At 58.6% G+C, this 16,591-nt stretch carries 17 protein-coding genes; 9 read left to right on the top strand and 8 right to left on the bottom strand.

The features are described 5' to 3' along the window. Window positions 1-17 precede the first annotated feature (17 nt). The 3 genes from ftsE to rpoH all read left to right on the top strand — a co-directional run bounded on the left by ftsE (window position 18) and on the right by rpoH (window position 2,641). Window positions 18-671, top strand: coding sequence for a cell division ATP-binding protein FtsE (gene ftsE / locus P4L78_RS20220; protein WP_283151309.1), 654 nt, complete (start codon window positions 18-20; stop codon window positions 669-671). 12 nt (window positions 672-683) lie between these two features. Next, on the top strand, window positions 684-1,589 hold the full coding sequence (gene ftsX, locus P4L78_RS20215; protein WP_309330296.1) for a permease-like cell division protein FtsX: 906 nt from the start codon (window positions 684-686) through the stop codon (window positions 1,587-1,589). A 197-nt stretch (window positions 1,590-1,786) separates the two neighbouring features. Then, a complete protein-coding gene (gene rpoH / locus P4L78_RS20210) occupies window positions 1,787-2,641 on the top strand; it encodes an RNA polymerase sigma factor RpoH (RefSeq protein ID WP_283151307.1) in 855 nt (284 codons plus the stop codon). Between the two features lie 81 nt (window positions 2,642-2,722). On the opposite strand, the gene P4L78_RS20205 is transcribed toward rpoH, so the two are convergent. The 7 genes from P4L78_RS20205 to P4L78_RS20175 all read right to left on the bottom strand — a co-directional run bounded on the left by P4L78_RS20205 (window position 2,723) and on the right by P4L78_RS20175 (window position 8,433). Then, window positions 2,723-3,853, bottom strand: a complete 1,131-nt coding sequence (locus P4L78_RS20205; protein WP_283151306.1) for a M14-type cytosolic carboxypeptidase — start codon at window positions 3,851-3,853, stop codon at window positions 2,723-2,725. 59 nt (window positions 3,854-3,912) lie between these two features. Beyond that, window positions 3,913-5,307, bottom strand: coding sequence for an FAD-binding oxidoreductase (locus tag P4L78_RS20200; protein ID WP_309330294.1), 1,395 nt, complete (start codon window positions 5,305-5,307; stop codon window positions 3,913-3,915). 40 nt (window positions 5,308-5,347) lie between these two features. Further along, the gene (locus P4L78_RS20195; protein ID WP_283151304.1) at window positions 5,348-5,545 is read right to left on the bottom strand and encodes a zf-HC2 domain-containing protein; all 198 of its coding nucleotides are present in this window, start codon (window positions 5,543-5,545) and stop codon (window positions 5,348-5,350) included. Between the two features lie 28 nt (window positions 5,546-5,573). Next, a complete protein-coding gene (locus P4L78_RS20190; protein WP_283151303.1) occupies window positions 5,574-6,143 on the bottom strand; it encodes a sigma-70 family RNA polymerase sigma factor in 570 nt (189 codons plus the stop codon). A 136-nt stretch (window positions 6,144-6,279) separates the two neighbouring features. Beyond that, window positions 6,280-7,221 (bottom strand): homoserine kinase, encoded by a 942-nt coding sequence (locus P4L78_RS20185; protein WP_309330292.1) that lies wholly within the window; start codon window positions 7,219-7,221, stop codon window positions 6,280-6,282. Window positions 7,222-7,316: 95 nt separating this feature from the next. After that, entirely contained in the window at window positions 7,317-7,658 is a 342-nt protein-coding gene (locus tag P4L78_RS20180; RefSeq protein WP_283151301.1) for a DUF2782 domain-containing protein, read from the bottom strand. 40 nt (window positions 7,659-7,698) lie between these two features. Further along, on the bottom strand, window positions 7,699-8,433 hold the full coding sequence (locus P4L78_RS20175; protein ID WP_283151300.1) for a TIGR00730 family Rossman fold protein: 735 nt from the start codon (window positions 8,431-8,433) through the stop codon (window positions 7,699-7,701). A 121-nt stretch (window positions 8,434-8,554) separates the two neighbouring features. On the opposite strand from P4L78_RS20175, the gene polA reads away from it, so the two are divergent. The 6 genes from polA to P4L78_RS20145 all read left to right on the top strand — a co-directional run bounded on the left by polA (window position 8,555) and on the right by P4L78_RS20145 (window position 16,044). Next, on the top strand, window positions 8,555-11,293 hold the full coding sequence (gene polA, locus P4L78_RS20170) for a DNA polymerase I (RefSeq protein ID WP_309330290.1): 2,739 nt from the start codon (window positions 8,555-8,557) through the stop codon (window positions 11,291-11,293). Window positions 11,294-11,476: 183 nt separating this feature from the next. After that, window positions 11,477-12,007 (top strand): hypothetical protein, encoded by a 531-nt coding sequence (locus P4L78_RS20165; protein ID WP_309330288.1) that lies wholly within the window; start codon window positions 11,477-11,479, stop codon window positions 12,005-12,007. Window positions 12,008-12,097: 90 nt separating this feature from the next. Continuing rightward, window positions 12,098-13,045 carry a hydroxymethylbilane synthase gene (gene hemC, locus P4L78_RS20160; RefSeq protein WP_309330286.1) on the top strand — a complete coding sequence of 316 codons (948 nt, stop codon included), beginning with the start codon at window positions 12,098-12,100 and terminating at the stop codon, window positions 13,043-13,045. A 4-nt stretch (window positions 13,046-13,049) separates the two neighbouring features. Continuing rightward, window positions 13,050-13,811, top strand: a complete 762-nt coding sequence (locus P4L78_RS20155) for a uroporphyrinogen-III synthase (protein WP_309330284.1) — start codon at window positions 13,050-13,052, stop codon at window positions 13,809-13,811. Then, on the top strand, window positions 13,808-14,854 hold the full coding sequence (locus P4L78_RS20150; RefSeq protein WP_309330282.1) for a uroporphyrinogen-III C-methyltransferase: 1,047 nt from the start codon (window positions 13,808-13,810) through the stop codon (window positions 14,852-14,854). The genes P4L78_RS20155 and P4L78_RS20150 overlap by 4 nt, the downstream gene beginning before the upstream one ends. Next, entirely contained in the window at window positions 14,851-16,044 is a 1,194-nt protein-coding gene (locus P4L78_RS20145; protein ID WP_283151294.1) for a heme biosynthesis HemY N-terminal domain-containing protein, read from the top strand. The genes P4L78_RS20150 and P4L78_RS20145 overlap by 4 nt, the downstream gene beginning before the upstream one ends. A gap of 76 nt (window positions 16,045-16,120) precedes the next feature. On the opposite strand, the gene P4L78_RS20140 is transcribed toward P4L78_RS20145, so the two are convergent. Next, window positions 16,121-16,591 carry a histidine phosphatase family protein gene (locus P4L78_RS20140; RefSeq protein WP_283151293.1) on the bottom strand — a complete coding sequence of 157 codons (471 nt, stop codon included), beginning with the start codon at window positions 16,589-16,591 and terminating at the stop codon, window positions 16,121-16,123.

Here is a 16,591-nt window from a genome sequence, read left to right as displayed (position 1 = left end):
CTGATAACGGACGGCGCATGATCCAGTTCCAGCAAGTCACCAAGCGATACCCCGGCGGCTTTGATGCCGTCAAACAACTCAGTTTTGAAATCCAGGATGGCGAACTCGTCTTTCTGGCTGGCCATTCGGGCGCAGGTAAATCCACCTTGCTCAAGCTCATTGCCGGTATCGAGCGCCCAACCCAGGGCGCGGTACTGGTGAACGGCCAGAACCTGGCGCGCATGCGCCGCGCGTCCATGCCGTATACCCGCCGCCATATCGGGCTGATTTTTCAAGATCACAAAATCCTCTACGACCGCAGCGTGTTTGAAAACGTGCGCCTGCCGCTGGATATCATCGGCTTTGATCACCGCGAAGCCAAACGCCGTGTGCAGGCCGCGCTGGATAAAGTTGGTCTGTCTGGCAAAGATGCCCTCAACCCGGTGAGTCTGTCGGGTGGCGAGCAGCAACGCTTGTGCATTGCCCGCGCCGTGGTGCACCGCCCCTCCATCCTGCTGGCCGATGAACCCACCGCCAATCTGGATCGCGATTACGCCAACGACATCCTCGAATTGTTCAAGTCGTTTCACCAGGTGGGCGTGACGCTGGTTATTTCCGCCCACGATGAAACGCTCATGGCCGACTATGGTCGCCGCATCCTGCGCCTGAAAAACGGCCAGTTCTCCGCATAAGGTGGCGCACGCATGAAACACTGGATACGCCTGAACTGGATCGCTTTTCAACGCACGCTCGGCGGCATTGTCCGTGCGCCGCTGTCCAGCTTGCTCAATCTGTTGGTGATCGCCATTGCAGCGGCCTTCCCGCTTGGGTTTTATCTGCTGATTGCCAGCGCCCAAGGCGTCATCGGCAAGTTGCCGGTGGAACCGCAGTTATCCGTCTATTTGCGCACTTCGGTCACAGCGGACGAGATCAACACACTCAAGCAACATTTGCAGGCGGATACGCGGCTGGCAGGCGTGCGCTTTATTGGTAAAGACGAGGCCCTCAAACAGATGCAAGCCAGTGTGGGCAGTGGCGATTTGCTGGCCGGGCTCACTGATAATCCGTTGCCCGATGCCTTTGTCCTTACCGCGCATACCGATGCCTCGCCAGAAGCGCTAGAAGCTTTGCAAAAAGAACTCACCGCCAGTTCTGGCGTGGATCAGGTGCAGCTTGATTCAGCCTGGGCGCGGCGGTTGCAGCAGCTAATTGCCGTGGGTAAAGGCCTGTTGCAGATCATTCTGGTGTTGCTGGCCGTCGCTTTGGTACTTATTACCGGCAACGCGATCCGGCTGCAGATTCTGACCCGTCGCGATGAAATCGAGGTGGCCAAGCTGATTGGCGCAACCGATACCTTTATCCGCCGTCCGTTTGTTTATTTTGCGGCGATGCAGGGCGTACTGGGCGGCTTGCTGGCTTGCGCGATTGTCTGGGGCGCCCGCACCTGGCTGAACCCAGCGGTTGAAGCGCTGGCACGCAGCTATGGTCAGCAATTCAGTCTGGCGCTGGCAGATTGGCGCGTGGTGGTGGTGACCTTGGTGGTGACCACACTGCTATGCCTGTTGGGCGCGTCGCTGGCAGTCGGCCGCCATCTGCGGCAATTTCACTAACCTGGCGCTGCCGCCTGTCGGTTGAGGCGACCGATTGGTCTAGCCTATCGGGTAGATTGAAAATATTGCCGTGCAACAATGATTCTTCTGTGCTTGAATTCATAAGAACTTTTTGCATCGTTAGCACTCTGAGGGATGGAGTGCTAATATCTAGCGTCGTCGTTTGAAACGACGCAGAGCAACACAGGAGAATATTCATGGTAGATAGCGTTGCATTGCCGGTCATCACTGGTGGCGACAGCATTGAGAGCTACATTCAGCGTGTCAATGCCGTGCCCATGCTCACTCATGAGCAGGAAATTGATCTGGCCAACCGCTACCGCAATGACAACGACCTGGAAGCCGCCGGCCAGTTGGTGATGTCCCATCTGCGCGTAGTGGTTTCCATTGCGCGTGGTTATGCCGGTTACGGTTTGCAGCAGGCAGACCTGGTACAGGAAGGCAATATTGGCCTGATGAAGGCTGTGAAGCGGTTCGAGCCGAGCCGTGGCGTGCGCCTGTTCTCGTTTGCCGTGCACTGGATCAAAGCCGAGATTCATGAGTACATTTTGCGCAACTGGCGTCTGGTGCGTATTGCCACCACCAAAGCCCAGCGCAAGCTGTTCTTCAACCTGCGTTCCAAGAAAACCGGTTTTTCCGCGTTGACTCAAGCGCAAGCGCAAGTGATTGCCGAAGACCTGGGCGTGAAGCCGGAAGAAGTCCTCGAAATGGAAACCCGCATGACTGGCCAGGATGTGGCCTTGATGGCGGACGACGGGGACGACGACGGTTACGCACCAATCGACTGGCTGGCTGATAGCGAAAACGAACCAGTTCGCCAGATCGAACGCCGCGCCTACGACAATCTGCAATCGGAAGGGCTGCAGCAAGCCTTGGGTACGCTGGACGCACGTAGCCGCCGCATTATCGAAGCGCGCTGGCTCGGTGACGATGGCAGCACTACGCTGCATGAACTGGCCGCCGAATTTGGTGTTTCGGCAGAGCGGATTCGCCAGATTGAAGCCAAGGCGCTGCAAAAGATGAAAGACGCGCTTGAACCAGCCATGGCTTGATTGCCGGGGATTGATCAAAAAAGGCACGCTACGGCGTGCCTTTTTTATTTGCTGCGTTTCGCGCAGTGGCGTGGGAAGTATTTAACGCAGGCGATCAATCACTCCATTGAGTGCTGTCAGCATGGAAACGCCCAGTTGCATGCTGCGCTCACCATTCCAGCCTACGTCGGGCTCTGGGTGATTGGCCGTGTCTTTGAACGGCATTTCCAGAGTAAAAGCCAAGCAACCAAAATGATCGCCGACCCAGTTGGTGGCTAGCGTCAGGGTCTCCGGGCCAAACTGGCTATCGCCGTAGCCGTACTCGGTCTGGAAATCTGGTGAGACCGCCACCCACAAGGTTTTGAAGGCGTCTTGCAGCGCGCGTTGATGTGCCGAGAACGAAGGGTTGTCTTCACAGCCAGCCACAAAGTTGTGCGGAATGCTTTCGTCGCCGTGCATGTCAAAGAACGCATCCACGCCGGTTTCCTGCATGGCCTGGCGAACCAGAAACACCTCAGGGCTGGTTTCCATGCTCGGGGCTTGCCACGCACGATTCAGGTTGGTGCCAGCCGCGTTGGTGCGCAGATTGCCGCGTACCGAGCCATCCGGGTTCATATTGGGAACAATGTAAAACACGGCTTTATTGAGCAAGGTCCGGCCCACGGCGTGCTGGGTATCGAGCAAGGTGCCGATAACGCCTTCGGCACACCATTCGGCCATGCTCTCGCCTGGATGCTGGCGGGCAGTGATCCAGATGGTTTTCTTGCCCGGTTCCGGCGTACCGATGCGCAGCATGTCCAGCGGGCGACCATCGACAGTCTGACCAAGTTCACGGATCACGCAATCGGGCGAAATCTGGGCGTGGCCGAGCATTTGCAGATGACGCTCCCACGAATACGGCTCGAAGTACGCGTAGTAAACCGTGTCACGTTGCGGCTGGTGGCGAATGGTCAGCACGCCGTTTTCGTATTCGGTCGGTACGCAGAACCATTCAATGCCGTCATATGAGGCGCGTGCGGCGTAGCCATCCCAGCCGCCTGGATAAGCCGATTGCCCGGCGTTTTCAATGTGCATCACGCATTCGCGAAACGCGGTGCCAGACAAGCGGAAGTGGAACCATTGCTTGAAGGCAGAGGCGTTATCCGCGCGCAGGTTCAAACGGATATTGGCGTGATCTTCCAGTGAAATAGTTTCAATTGCACCGGAATCAAAAGCGGTGGAGAGCGTGAGCATGCGGGCACCAAAGAGGATGGGTTGGATTGAGTCGCCCGCCGCGTTGATCCCGGTAAGGATCAGTCCGCGAGCAACTTGCCGGGATTCATCAAATTGTTTGGGTCGAGCGCACGCTTGATGTCATGCATCAGCGCCATTTCCACGTCACTGCGAAAATGCGGCAGCAGGTTGCGTTTGAGCTGACCAATGCCGTGCTCGGCCGAGATGGTGCCATTGTGCCGCTGTACCACCGCGTAGACCAGTTCATTAATTCTGGGCTCGTGCGCATAGGCAGCCTTGGTGACATCCTGCATGAATACGTTGTAATGCAGATTGCCATCGCCCAAGTGGCCAAAGGCAATGATGTCAGCTTCGGCAAACTCGCTTTTGAGGGCCGCTTGCGCCTCAACCAGAAACTGCGGGAAAGCCGAAGTCGGGACGCCGATATCCTGCTTGATGCTCACGCCTTTGCGCTTTTGCGCTTCGGGAATGGCCTCCCGCAGTTGCCAGAAATCTTCGGCATCGCTGCGGCTTTGCGCAATCAGCGCGTCGTCGCCACCCAGGGCGATCAACGCTTCAGCGAAACGATCCAGCAAATGTTCATCCGCACCGCCGTCGGAAACCTCCACCAGCACAGTCCATTGCGGCAGCTCGGCAAATGGCTTGGGTAGTTCGGGGCAGTATTGCGCCAGCAGTTCCCAGCAGCGCTGCGAGATCAGCTCGAACGAAGTAATCCGGTCACCGAGTTCATGCTGCAAACCGCGCAACAAATCGACTGCACCTTGCGGATTGGTCACTGGCACCAGCGCGGTGGATTGCGCGGTGGGTAACGGGAACAGCTTGAAGGTAGCGCGGGTAATGATGCCTAACGTGCCTTCAGAGGCAATGAACAACTGTTTGAGGTCATAACCAGTATTGTCTTTGCGCAGGCCGCGCAAGCCGTTCCAGATGCGGCCATCGGCCAGCACCACCTCCAGCCCGAGCGTCAGCTCGCGCATATTGCCGTAGCGCAGCACATTCAGGCCGCCCGCATTAGTGCCCAAAGCGCCGCCGACGCGCGCCGAACCCTTGGCGCCCCAATCGGCCGGGAACAAGCGCTTGGCGTTGAGCGCGGCCATTTGCACATCGGCGATGATGGCCCCCGCTTCGGCGGTAATGGTGTTGTTGCCTTCATCGACGCTCAGCACGCGGTTCATGCGCTCCATGCTGATGACGACCGCGTGGCCGCTTTCGTCGGGCGTCGCACCGCCGCACAGGCTGGTATTGCCGCCCTGCGGCACCATCGCCACGCCGTGCCGGGCACAGGCTTTGACCACGGCGGCGATTTCCTCGGTAGAACGCGGGCGCAATACCGCCAGATTCTGGCCGTGATAGCGCCGCCGCCCGTCGATCATGTAGCCCTCGGTGGCAGGCCCGGTGAGGATGCCGGCAGCGTCGAGGAAAGTAGCGAGTTCAGCGAGTAACGGATGCGACATGGCGGGACTTCTCTATCGGGAATACGGCTTGAAGGCGCGGTTATAACGTAGGGTCAGACTCGGTCCGCTCGCTACCTTGGCGGGCGATACGGCGCAGCATTTGCAGCTGGCGCGAGAAATTGCGGCATTTGTCGCACAGGCTCAGATGAAAGCGCAGCTGCAGCCGCTCGCCAAAAGTCAGTGGCAAGTCTTGCGCTTTGGACAGCAGGCGGCTGGCCTGTTTGCAGGCTCCCAGCATTAAGCGAACTCCTTGTTGGCCGGTGTGATCATTCGGTGGCCTCGTCAAACCAGTTTTTCTGCAAGCACAACCGCAACGCCATGCGGGCGCGATAAAGCAGTACAGAACAGTTAGTCGCGGTGATCTCTAATTGCTGACAGATTGTTTCAATCTCAAGACCGGTAATTTCTCGCAAACAGAACACCAACGCCGTACGGGCGGGCATGTTCTTGCGGCAGGCCTCAAACGTGCTCCAGAACTGTTTGTCCTGCAAGCTGGCGTCCGGATGCGCCCAGTGGCGCGGGCCATCGCTGCCCCAGTGGCCGGTGCGATCAAACATATTGTCGAAATCAGAGAGATCGTTTTCTTCATCCAGATGCGGATTGACCAGCACCGGGTCGCGATACCGGCGGCGTTGGGCGTCGATCACCTTGAACTTGAGAATAGCTGTAACCCAGGTACGCAGGCTGGATTGCCCGCTGTACGAGTCAGGTTTTTCCAGCGCGGCTAGCAACGTTTCCTGGACGACATCCTCGGCGGTTGTGTCGTCGCCCAGCTGATAGCGGGCGTAGCGCAACAGGTCCGGGCGCAGCTGGTGGAGTGATTCTGAAAATGACATTAATGCGCCAGTTATAGTCAGTAGATAAGTAGTAGGGTTTGCACGCTTAGCGTGCGAACGCGTTCAACTAGAGTCCGACTTGCATGGTGCGCATGAATGCACACCCTACTTTTTATCTCGATGCGCTACGGCCTGATCAATTGAGCCAGAAATCCTGGCGCCCGGTGTGCTGCTGAATCACCCGCTGGAAGTGTGTCGGATCTTTGGCGAAGGTCATTTCACCGGCAGCGGGTTTGTAGAAATCAAGCAGTCGGGACGTCCAGAAGCGCAGCGCCGCGCCGCGCAGCATAACGGGCCACGCGGCGATTTCTTCTGCCACAAACGGCCGCACACCCTGATAACCGCGCAGCAAGGCACGGGCGCGTACTGGGTCGATTTCGCCATCCGCCAGCGCGCACCAATCATTCAGTGCAATGGCGACGTCGTACAACAGGGCGTCATTGCACGCGTAGTAAAAGTCGATAAAGCCGCCAACCCGATCGCCATCCATCAATACGTTGTCGCGGAACAGATCGGCATGCACCACGCCAGCGGGCAAGCTGCGATAGTCCTGTGACTGTTGCAGCGCCACTTCAGCGCGCAGCAGTGCAGCGTCGGCCGGGGCAAGGAATTCATCAACAGCCGCAGCGGTATCGGCCCACCATTGCACGCCGCGCGGGTTTTTCATGTAGCCGCCATAGCTGCGGCTGGCCAGATGCATTTGCGCCAGCATTTCGCCGACTTGGGCGCACTGGGCTTCATTGGGAGTTTCGGCAACGCCACCGGGTACGCAGGTCACCAGCAAGGTGGGGCGGCCATTGAGCGTATCGATATATTGATCGTCCAGATTGGCGATCGGCGCGGCCACGGCAATGCCGTGATGCGCCAGATGTGCCAGCAGATTGACGTAGAACGGCAGCTCTTCAGCTTGCAGCGTCTCGAACAGCGTCAATACGTAACGGCCATGCGTGGTGGTGACGAAATAATTGGTATTGGTCACCCCGGCCGCAATACCTTTGAGTTCGACCAGTTGCCCGATCGAATAGCGTTTCAGAAATGGCGCCAGCTCATCCGGCGTAACGGTGGTGAATACAGACATAGCGCTTCATTTCTTCTGGTGGGTTGGCCGACGCCGGGCATTGTTTCAAAGGCGCGATCAGAATTCAATCAAAACCCGGCGTTAAGGATGGATTGTTACCACTCCAGCAAAACCCAGCGTGGCGGGGACAGGTTATCGCCGCCATTATCGGCCAGTTGCGAGAAGCGGCCATTGCCTTCGCGATCAATCAGGTAATACGGCGCGCCCACCTTGGGCACCACGCGCATCATGTACAGCTTGCCCTTCATGCGGTACTCGGAAATGGTGGCATCGGCTTTTTCAACGATGGTCACTTCGGGTTCGGGTGCCGCTGGCGAATCGGTTGCGGGCATCGGCGGCGGCGGCGGGCCTTCCGGCTCGCGGTTGTTGTCGGGGGCGGCAGCCTGAGCCAGGCCTGCCACCAGCATCAAGCCGGCAAACAGGGTAGTGAAACGCATGAGCAGGTCTCCTTTATATTTGTGTGGTGCACGTATTCGCTTAGAGGCTGAATTGCATTTCGCGTTCAGCCGGCGACATCTCAAAGCCGCGCGTTTCGTAATAATCAAAGATAGCCGTCACAATGGCAGCCGGGTCATCAATCAACTGAATCAGGTGCATATCGGCGGCGGCGATCATTTTTTCGTTAACCAGCGTGGTGCGGAACCAATCCACCAAGCCACTCCAAAACGCGGCACCGACCAGAATGATCGGAATCTTGCGTGACTTGCCAGTCTGAATGAGAGTGAGCGCTTCGGTGAGTTCGTCCAGCGTGCCAAACCCGCCGGGCATCACAACATACGCTGTAGCGTGTTTCACGAACATGACTTTGCGGGCGAAAAAGTGCCGAAAACTCTGGCTGACATCCTGATAGGGGTTCCCGCCTTGTTCGTGAGGCAGCTGGATATTGAGGCCCACCGATGGGCTTTTGCCGTAAAACGCGCCTTTATTGGCCGCCTCCATAATGCCCGGGCCGCCGCCGGAGATGACCGAAAAACCGGCATCCGATAGCAAACGGGCAACTTGCTCGGTCAGCTTATAATACGGATGATCTGGCGGGATGCGGGCAGAGCCAAAGATCGACACCGCAGGCTGTATCGGTTGCAGCCTTTCGGCGGCTTCGACAAACTCTGCCATGATTTCGAATACGCGCCATGATTCGCGCGCGCGCCAGGCATGAATGTCGGCGTGAACTGCGCTCTCAACCAGTGTGGGCACTTTATCTTTGAGGCTCATGGTGGCTTCTTTTCAAGTGGTGGATTTTAGATAGAGTCGCTACCAAAAACCGTTCTGGTTAGAGACTCTTCCCGGGCCGCGAGGCGCCGCCGCTTTTTTTCAGTATAGAGGGTTTCCCCTGATGCCTAAGCTTTTGCTCATTGACGGTTCGTCTTATCTTTACCGCGCCTTTCACGCGATTCGCGAACTGTCGGCACCGGACGGCACCCCCACCAATGCCATCTACGGTTTTGTGAACATGCTGCGCAAATTGCGCCAGACCACTCCCGCCGATTACATCGCCTGCGTGTTTGATGCCAAGGGCAAAACGTTTCGCGACGATATTTACGTCGAATACAAAGCCAACCGCCCGTCGATGCCCGACGAGTTGCGAGTGCAGGTAGAACCCATACACGCGGCAGTACGCGCTTTTGGTGTGCCAATTCTGTGTATTGAAGGGGTTGAGGCCGACGATGTGATCGGCACATTGGCCGTCATGGCGTGTGCTCAAGGTATTGAAACCATCATGTCTACCGGCGACAAAGACATGGCGCAGCTGGTCAATGATTGCGTGCGCATCGAAAACTCGATGACCGAAGAAGTGCTGGATGAAGCTGGTGTCTTCAACAAATTCAACGTGCGCCCGGATCAGATCGTTGACTACCTTTCGCTGATTGGCGATACCGTCGACAACGTGCCGGGCGTGCCTAAAGTCGGCCCGAAGACTGCCGCCAAGTGGCTGGCCGAATACCAGACGCTGGATAACATCGTCGCCAACGCCGACAAAATTGGCGGCGTGGTCGGTGAGAACCTGCGCACTTCGCTGGAGTGGCTGCCCACGGCCAAAGCGCTGGTCACCATCAAATGCGATGTCGATCTGACCCAGGAATTGCCCAACGCGCTGCCCGATCTGACGCCGCGTGCGGCCAACTGGGTAGAACTGGAAGCGCTGTTCCGTCGCTATAACTTCCGTACCTGGTTGCGTGAGGCTGAAGAAAAGCTGGCAGCGGGCGACACGGGCGGTGATGCACCGGCAAACGCGGACGGCGTTGCGGCACCAGCCGCTGGCAAGCTGGAACGCAACTACGAAGCCATTCTGACCAACGAACAATTGCAAAACTGGCTGGCCAAACTGACCGCTGCTGACGTGGCTTCGGTCGATACCGAAACCACCAGCCTTGATCCGATGCAGGCACGCATCGTTGGCATGTCGTTCTCGGTCACGCCGGGCGAAGCCGCCTATCTGCCGCTGGCGCATCGCGGCACCGACGCGCCCGATCAACTGCCGTTTGATGCCACGCTGGCGCTGCTCAAGCCGTGGCTGGAATCGGCTGAACACAAGAAGCTTGGCCAGAACCTCAAGTACGACCAACACGTATTTACCAATCACGGCGTAACGTTGCGTGGCATTACCGATGACACCATGCTGATGTCCTACGTGCTGGCCAGCCACGAACGCCACAATATGGACGACCTGGCCGAACGTGAGCTGGGCGAAACCACCATCAAGTTTGAAGACATCTGCGGCAAAGGCGCCAAACAGATTGGCTTTGAAGAAGTCGGCGTTGAAGCCGCCACGGCCTACGCAGCAGAAGATGCCGACATCACTTTGCGGCTGGCGCATTCGTTGCATGCCCGGCTGGCTGAACTGCCCAAACTGGACAAGCTCTACCGCGAAATCGAGTTCCCGGTGCGCGAAGTGCTGTACCGCATGGAGCGCAACGGCATTTTGCTGGATGGCCCCAAGCTCAATAAACAGAGTCATGAGATCGGCCTGCGTTTGCTCGAACTGGAAAAAGAAGCCTACGTGCTGGCTGGGCAGCCGTTCAATCTGGGCAGCCCCAAGCAGATTGGGGAGATTTTCTTTGAGCAACTGAAGCTGCCTGTCATCAAGAAAACCCCAAAAGGCGCGCCGTCGACCGATGAAGATGTGCTGCAAGAGCTGGCCAAGGATTTTCCGCTGCCCAAGGTGCTGCTGGAGCATCGCTCGCTGTCCAAGCTCAAATCCACCTACACCGACAAACTGCCGTTGATGGTGAACCCGCAAACCGGGCGCGTGCATACCAGCTTTAACCAGACGGTGGCGGTCACCGGGCGGCTGAGTTCTACTGACCCCAATCTGCAGAATATTCCGGTGCGCACGGCAGAGGGTCGCAAGATTCGCGAGGCATTTATTGCGCCGCCGGGTCATCACCTGGTTTCGGCCGATTACTCGCAAATTGAATTGCGCATCATGGCGCATTTGTCGGGTGATGCTGCGTTGCTCAGGGCCTTTGCGGAAGGCCAGGATATTCACCGCGCCACCGCAGCGGAAGTATTTGGCGTGACGCCGCTGGAAGTGAGTTCCGAACAACGTCGCTACGCCAAGACCATCAACTTTGGCCTGATTTACGGCATGAGCGCGTTTGGCCTGGCGCAATCGCTGGAAATCGAACGCAGCGCGGCGCAGAACTATATTGATCGCTACTTTGGTCGCTTCCCGGGCGTGGCGGCGTATATGGAACGCACTCGCGCTGAAGCCAAGCGCGTCGGTTTTGTTGAAACGGTGTTTGGTCGCCGCTTGTGGCTGCCGGAAATCAAAGCAGCTAATCCGATGCGCCGCGCCGGTGCCGAACGCGCCGCCATTAACGCGCCGATGCAAGGTACAGCGGCCGACCTGATCAAACTGGCCATGTTGGCGGTGCAAGGCTGGCTGGAGCGCGATGGCTTGGCATCAAAACTGGTGCTTCAGGTGCACGATGAGCTGATCCTGGAAGTGCCAGATGCCGAACTGGAGCTGGTCCGCACCGAATTGCCGAAAGTGATGGCCAGTGTCGCCAGCCTGAAAGTGCCGCTGGTGGCCGATACAGGGGTAGGTATGAACTGGGAAGAAGCACACTAAGTCTGCCCGTTCAGAATCCAGACCTCCGACACATCCTGCTTTGAATAGGCGCATTCTTATAGGAAACGGTTCCTCGCCTCAATAAACTGGTCGGCTTGCAATTATTGTCAGCCCGCTGGGCTATTGGATCGCGACAACATGCAAAGAAACGCTGCTCAAGCGACCGGGAGGCTTCGGCTGCTAATGATAAGCATCGTTCTGCTGGGCTGTGTGGGCACCGGTGGAACGGCGCAAGCGGATGAGGAGGTATACGTTGGTGAACAACGGATACCTCTGATGCTGGATGGCCGGCTTTCAGACCCGGCAGCGCTGCCGCCTGCCGTTTCATCGCCGCAACTGGATGCCTCGCTGGCGCAATTGCGGCGGGACAAAAATGCGCTTGAGTTGCGTATGACGCTGCTGGAACGGCAATGGCGTGGCACCGTGCAGGCGCGGGCGATACCTGCCGTGGCGGACAGGGCAGCACCCATGATCCAGAAGCCAGACACCGGGACATTCTGGCCATTTGCATTAGCCGATGAGGCCTCCGGTTTGTTATCGAGCATCCTGCAATGGAGCGCATTGGCGATGCTGGTTGCGGGGGCGCTATTCATGTTGTTGCGCCGTCGGGCGCCTGTTGAACAGGCTCAGGTCCCGCCGGTTCTGTCCGCGCCCCAGCAGTGGCAGGATATTGATTTTGACCTGTCGTTGATCGGGCCGAACGATTTGGGCTGATTCGTTCGCGGGCATATTTCCCGGTTGCGGCCGCCGTCTGGCTTTAACTACGCGTTAGAATGGCGGTTTCCCCCGAACTTGATGCACGCCATGACTGCAGCCGCACCCGCCCGCCTTGTTATTGCCACTCGTGAGAGCCCGCTTGCCTTGTGGCAGGCCCATCACGTTCGTGACCGCCTGCAAGCGCTATATCCCGGTCTGGTTGTGGAGTTGCTGGGTATGACCACTCAGGGCGACCGCATCCTGGATCGCACGCTCAACAAGATCGGCGGCAAGGGCTTGTTCGTTAAAGAACTGGAAACCGCGCTGGAAGAAGGCCGAGCCGATCTGGCCGTGCATTCCATGAAAGATGTGCCGATGGTGTTGCCGGAAGGCTTTGATATCGCGGCCATCACTACGCGTGAAGACCCGTTCGACGCGTTTGTTTCCAACAAATACAGCTGCCTGGCGGATTTGCCCGATGGCGCAGTGGTTGGGACATCCAGCCTGCGTCGGGAAAGCCAGCTGCGCGCGCGCTTTCCGCACTTGGTGATCAAACCGCTGCGCGGCAATCTGGGAACACGTCTGGGCAAACTGGATGCCGGTGAATACGACGCCATCATCCTTGCCGCAGCGGGGCTCAAGCGCCTGGGCTTTAACCAGCGGATTCGCGAAACGCTGAGTGCGGAAGACAGCTTGCCTGCGCCAGGTCAGGGTGCCCTGGGTATTGAGATTCTCGCCGGGCGGGATGATCTGAAAGCGCTGCTGGCGCCGTTGAATGATGCGGCATCTGCCGCGTGTGTGAAGGCTGAACGTTCCCTATCGCGGCGTCTGGGTGGTTCTTGCCAGGTGCCGCTGGGCGCGTTTGCGGAAGATGACGATGGCTTCTTGCGGCTGCGCGGCTTTGTGGCCAATCCGGATGGCAGCGACATTGTTTACGCCGAATCCAATGGCTCACGGGCTGCGGCCGATGGCTTGGGTCTGCAGGTGGCCGATTTGCTGCTGACGGAAGGCGCGGCCGAAATTCTCACCGCGTTGGCCGATGCGGCCCAAGACTGATCCGATGACATCGCTGGCAGGCAAGCGGATCTGGGTCACCCGGCCCGCCACGCAAGCACTGGCGCTGATTGCACTGTTAGAAGCGCAAGAAGCGCACGCGGTGAGTTTGCCGCTGCTGGAAATCGCCCCGCCGCTTGACCTGGTCACACTGGACGACGCACTGATGCGTTTGGCGCAGCTAGACCTGGCGGTGTTTGTCAGCCCTTCGGCGCTGGATGCCGTATTTGCCCGTTTGCAAGGCGCGTGGCCGTCGCATGTGCCGGTCGCGGTGGTCGGGCCGGGCAGTGTGCAGCGGGCACGCGAGTACGGTATTGCCGATGTCATTGCACCGGCGGAAAAGTTTGATAGTGAAGGCTTGCTGGCGGAACCGCGTCTGGCGCAGCTGAGCGGGCAAAGAGTCATGTTGTTCAGAGGCGATGGCGGACGCGATATCTTGCCGCAAGGGTTGCAGGATCGTGGCGCGCAGCTGGAAAAAATCGCGGCTTACCGGCGCTTGCCCCCGGCGTTTGATGCGGTGCAGCTGGGCCAGCAACTGGCGGCGGGATGCGATGGTGTCATTGTTTCCAGCTCCGAAGCCGCCCATTATCTGTTCACCCGATTTGGAGCCGACCACATCCAGCGGCTACAATCCCTTTTATATTTCACGCCGCACCCGCGGATCGCTGCCGCACTGGCAGAACATGGCGCCACGCAACTGGTTGCCACCGACGCGGGTGATGCTGGCATCGTGACTTCGCTGTGCCGTCATTTCAACAGGACGCCATGAACCAGGACCAAGACTCCCTGTCGGCAGCGCTGACAAAAACGCCAAAGCCGCGCCGCCGCTTTGCCATTTCACAACCGGGTGTGTTGCTCGCTATCGTCGCCATTCTGGCGGCTGGTGGCGTGTGGCTGCATCAACAGCATCAGGTGGATGTGCTCAAGGCCAGCCTGGCGCAGCAAGTTGAACAGCAAACCCTGCGCGCCGAACAAGCGCAAGCGGCCAACGCGGCGGCACAACTGCAACTGCACACTGTGCAGCAGCAAATTGCCCTGGTGTCGGCAAAAGAAGCCGAAGCGCAGAGCCAGCAGGCCTCGCTCACCACCATGTACGACGCGCTCACCCGCACAGACACCCAGCGCTCACTGGCCGAGATTGAACAGAATCTCACCTATGCCAGCCAGCAACTGCAATTGTCCGGCAGCGTTGCGTTGGCGCTGACGGCGCTGGATAGCACTGATCGCAAGCTGCAGGAGCTGAACAAGCCCGAGCTGATTTCACTGCGCCAGGCCGTCACCCGCGATATGGACCGGCTCAAAACCCTGCCCGCACTGGATACCGTTGGCATCGCCGCGCGTTTGAACAGCCTGATTGATGAACTGGACCAATTGCCACTGGCTGTAGACGTAAACCGTCTGCCAGAACAACCCAAGACTGTGCCTGCCAGCTCCAACTGGGCCGGTAACTTTGGCGCCGAATTGTGGGCTGATCTGAAGACGCTGATCCAGATTCGCCGCATGGATAAACCTGATGCCGCGCTGCTGACTGCCAATCAAACCTTCTTCTTGCGCGAAAACATGAAGCTACGTTTGCTGGATGCGCGTACGTCCTTGCTGACGCGTGACCAGAATGCCTTCCGCGCCGATCTGGTTTCGGTCAGCCATTACCTGCAGCAGTATTTTGATGAGACGGCCAAGCCGGTGCAGCAAACCAAGGCGAGCCTGGATGAGTTGTCACGGATCTCGCTCGCGCAAAGTGTGCCGACGCTGGATGCCAGCCTTGCCGCTGTCCGCACTGCCCGCCAGGCTGCAGAAAGGACCAAACCGTGAGAATTCTGGTCTGGTTGATTGCCCTGTTTGCTTTGGCGGTCGGCGTCACCTTGTTTGCCCAAGTGAACACCGGTTACGCCCTGCTGTTTGTGCCGCCGTGGCGAGTGGAAATCTCGCTCAACGTATTTATCTTGCTGGTACTAATCACCGTGGCCGTGATTTATGCGGTGACACGGCTGGTGCGCGAGCTGGGTGGTTTGCCGGTCCGCGTAAAGCGCTATCGTGAGCGCCAGGCACAAGACGCTTCGATCAAGCTGGAGCGCGAATCACGCATTGCGTTTCATGAAGGCCGCTATCAACGCGCCGAACGCCTGGCGGGAGAAGCGTTTGCCGCCAGCCGCAATCATGAAGCCATTGCCGTCAATGGCCTGCTGGCAGCGCGGGCGGCGCATGCCATGCGTGATTTCGGCAAACGTGATCGCTACTTTGCCGATCTCAAACAAAAGCTGTCGCCGCAGCATCTGGCGCTGGCCATGACCATGGCCGAACTTTACCTGGACGAGCGTCGTTATGCCGATGCCGATGCCGCCATTGCCGAGGCCCGTGCCGTTTCGCCCAAGCTGACCGCCGCCATGCGCCTGGAACTGCGTTTGCGCCAGCGTGAAGACAATCCGCAAGCCATCTTGCGGCTGTGCGAGCAACTGGCCAAGACCGATGCGCTGGACGCGGCCCAGGCTGCACGCATTCGGGCTCAGGCGTTATTGTCGTTGCTGGCCAGCCATGCGTTGGCCGGACGTGAGCTGAAAAACTGGTGGGCCAAACTGTCGGCGGAAGACAAAGCGCTGCCGCAAATTACCACCGCTGTGGTGGATCAATTTGCCGAGCAAGGCGCACCGACCGAAGCACGTTCGGTGATTGAAGATGCGCTGGGCAAACGGTGGTCGAGCGAACTGGTCGAGCGTTATGGTCGGCTGGATTTGCCAGCTGAAGACCGCGTGGGCCAGCTGCAACAAGCCGAAGCGTGGCTCACCTCACATCCGGAAGACAGCCAGTTATTGCTGACGCTGGGCCGTTTGTGCCGGGCGCGTGGCTTGTGGGGCAAGGCGCAAAACTATCTGGAAGCATGTCTGGCCGTTGAAAAAACTGCCGTGGTCCATGCCGAGCTGGCTGAACTGCTGGAGCGGCTGGATCGCCACGATGATGCCGCCCGCCATTACCGCGCTGCGCTGGATCTGGCCCTGGCACGTTAACCCTGGCGCTGGAATACGCAGCAGCAATATAAAAAGGCCACCTGCAGGTGGCCTTTTTCATGGGCGTTAAATGCGCTTAGCTTTCCAGCAAATCCGGTGACAAGGTTGCCCGCAAGCAATATTGAACCGCACCGCCACGCACGCGCCGCTGAATCCACCAGATTGCGCCTTTGCGGGTCGACAAGTCCTGATCCAGGCCGGTCAGCAACAGGCCAGCCAAGCGGCCAATAGTAGGCTGATGGGCCACGATAACGGTGATGTCGCCTTCGTTACCGGCTGGCCAGCCAGTCACATCCAGATAATCTGCCGGGCCGCGTACATCCGGGTTCAGTCGGGCATCTACCAGAAAGTCACTGGATAGCGCCGCAGCCGTTTGCTGGGCCCGCAAGGCCTCGCTGGCGAAGATGCGTACCGATTGTTTGGCCAGGCGCGGCGTCAACCACCGCGCCATCTGCCGGGCTTGCTCCTGACCATGGCGCGTGAGTGCGCGTTTGAGGTCAGGTGAGCCATCTTCGGCCTCGGCATGCCGCCACAAAATCAAATCCAT

Origin of the sequence: Silvimonas sp. (assembly GCF_031291215.1) — a bacterium.
In the GTDB taxonomy this organism is placed as follows: domain Bacteria; phylum Pseudomonadota; class Gammaproteobacteria; order Burkholderiales; family Chitinibacteraceae; genus Silvimonas; species Silvimonas soli.
This window is presented reverse-complemented; position numbering and strand designations above follow the sequence as displayed.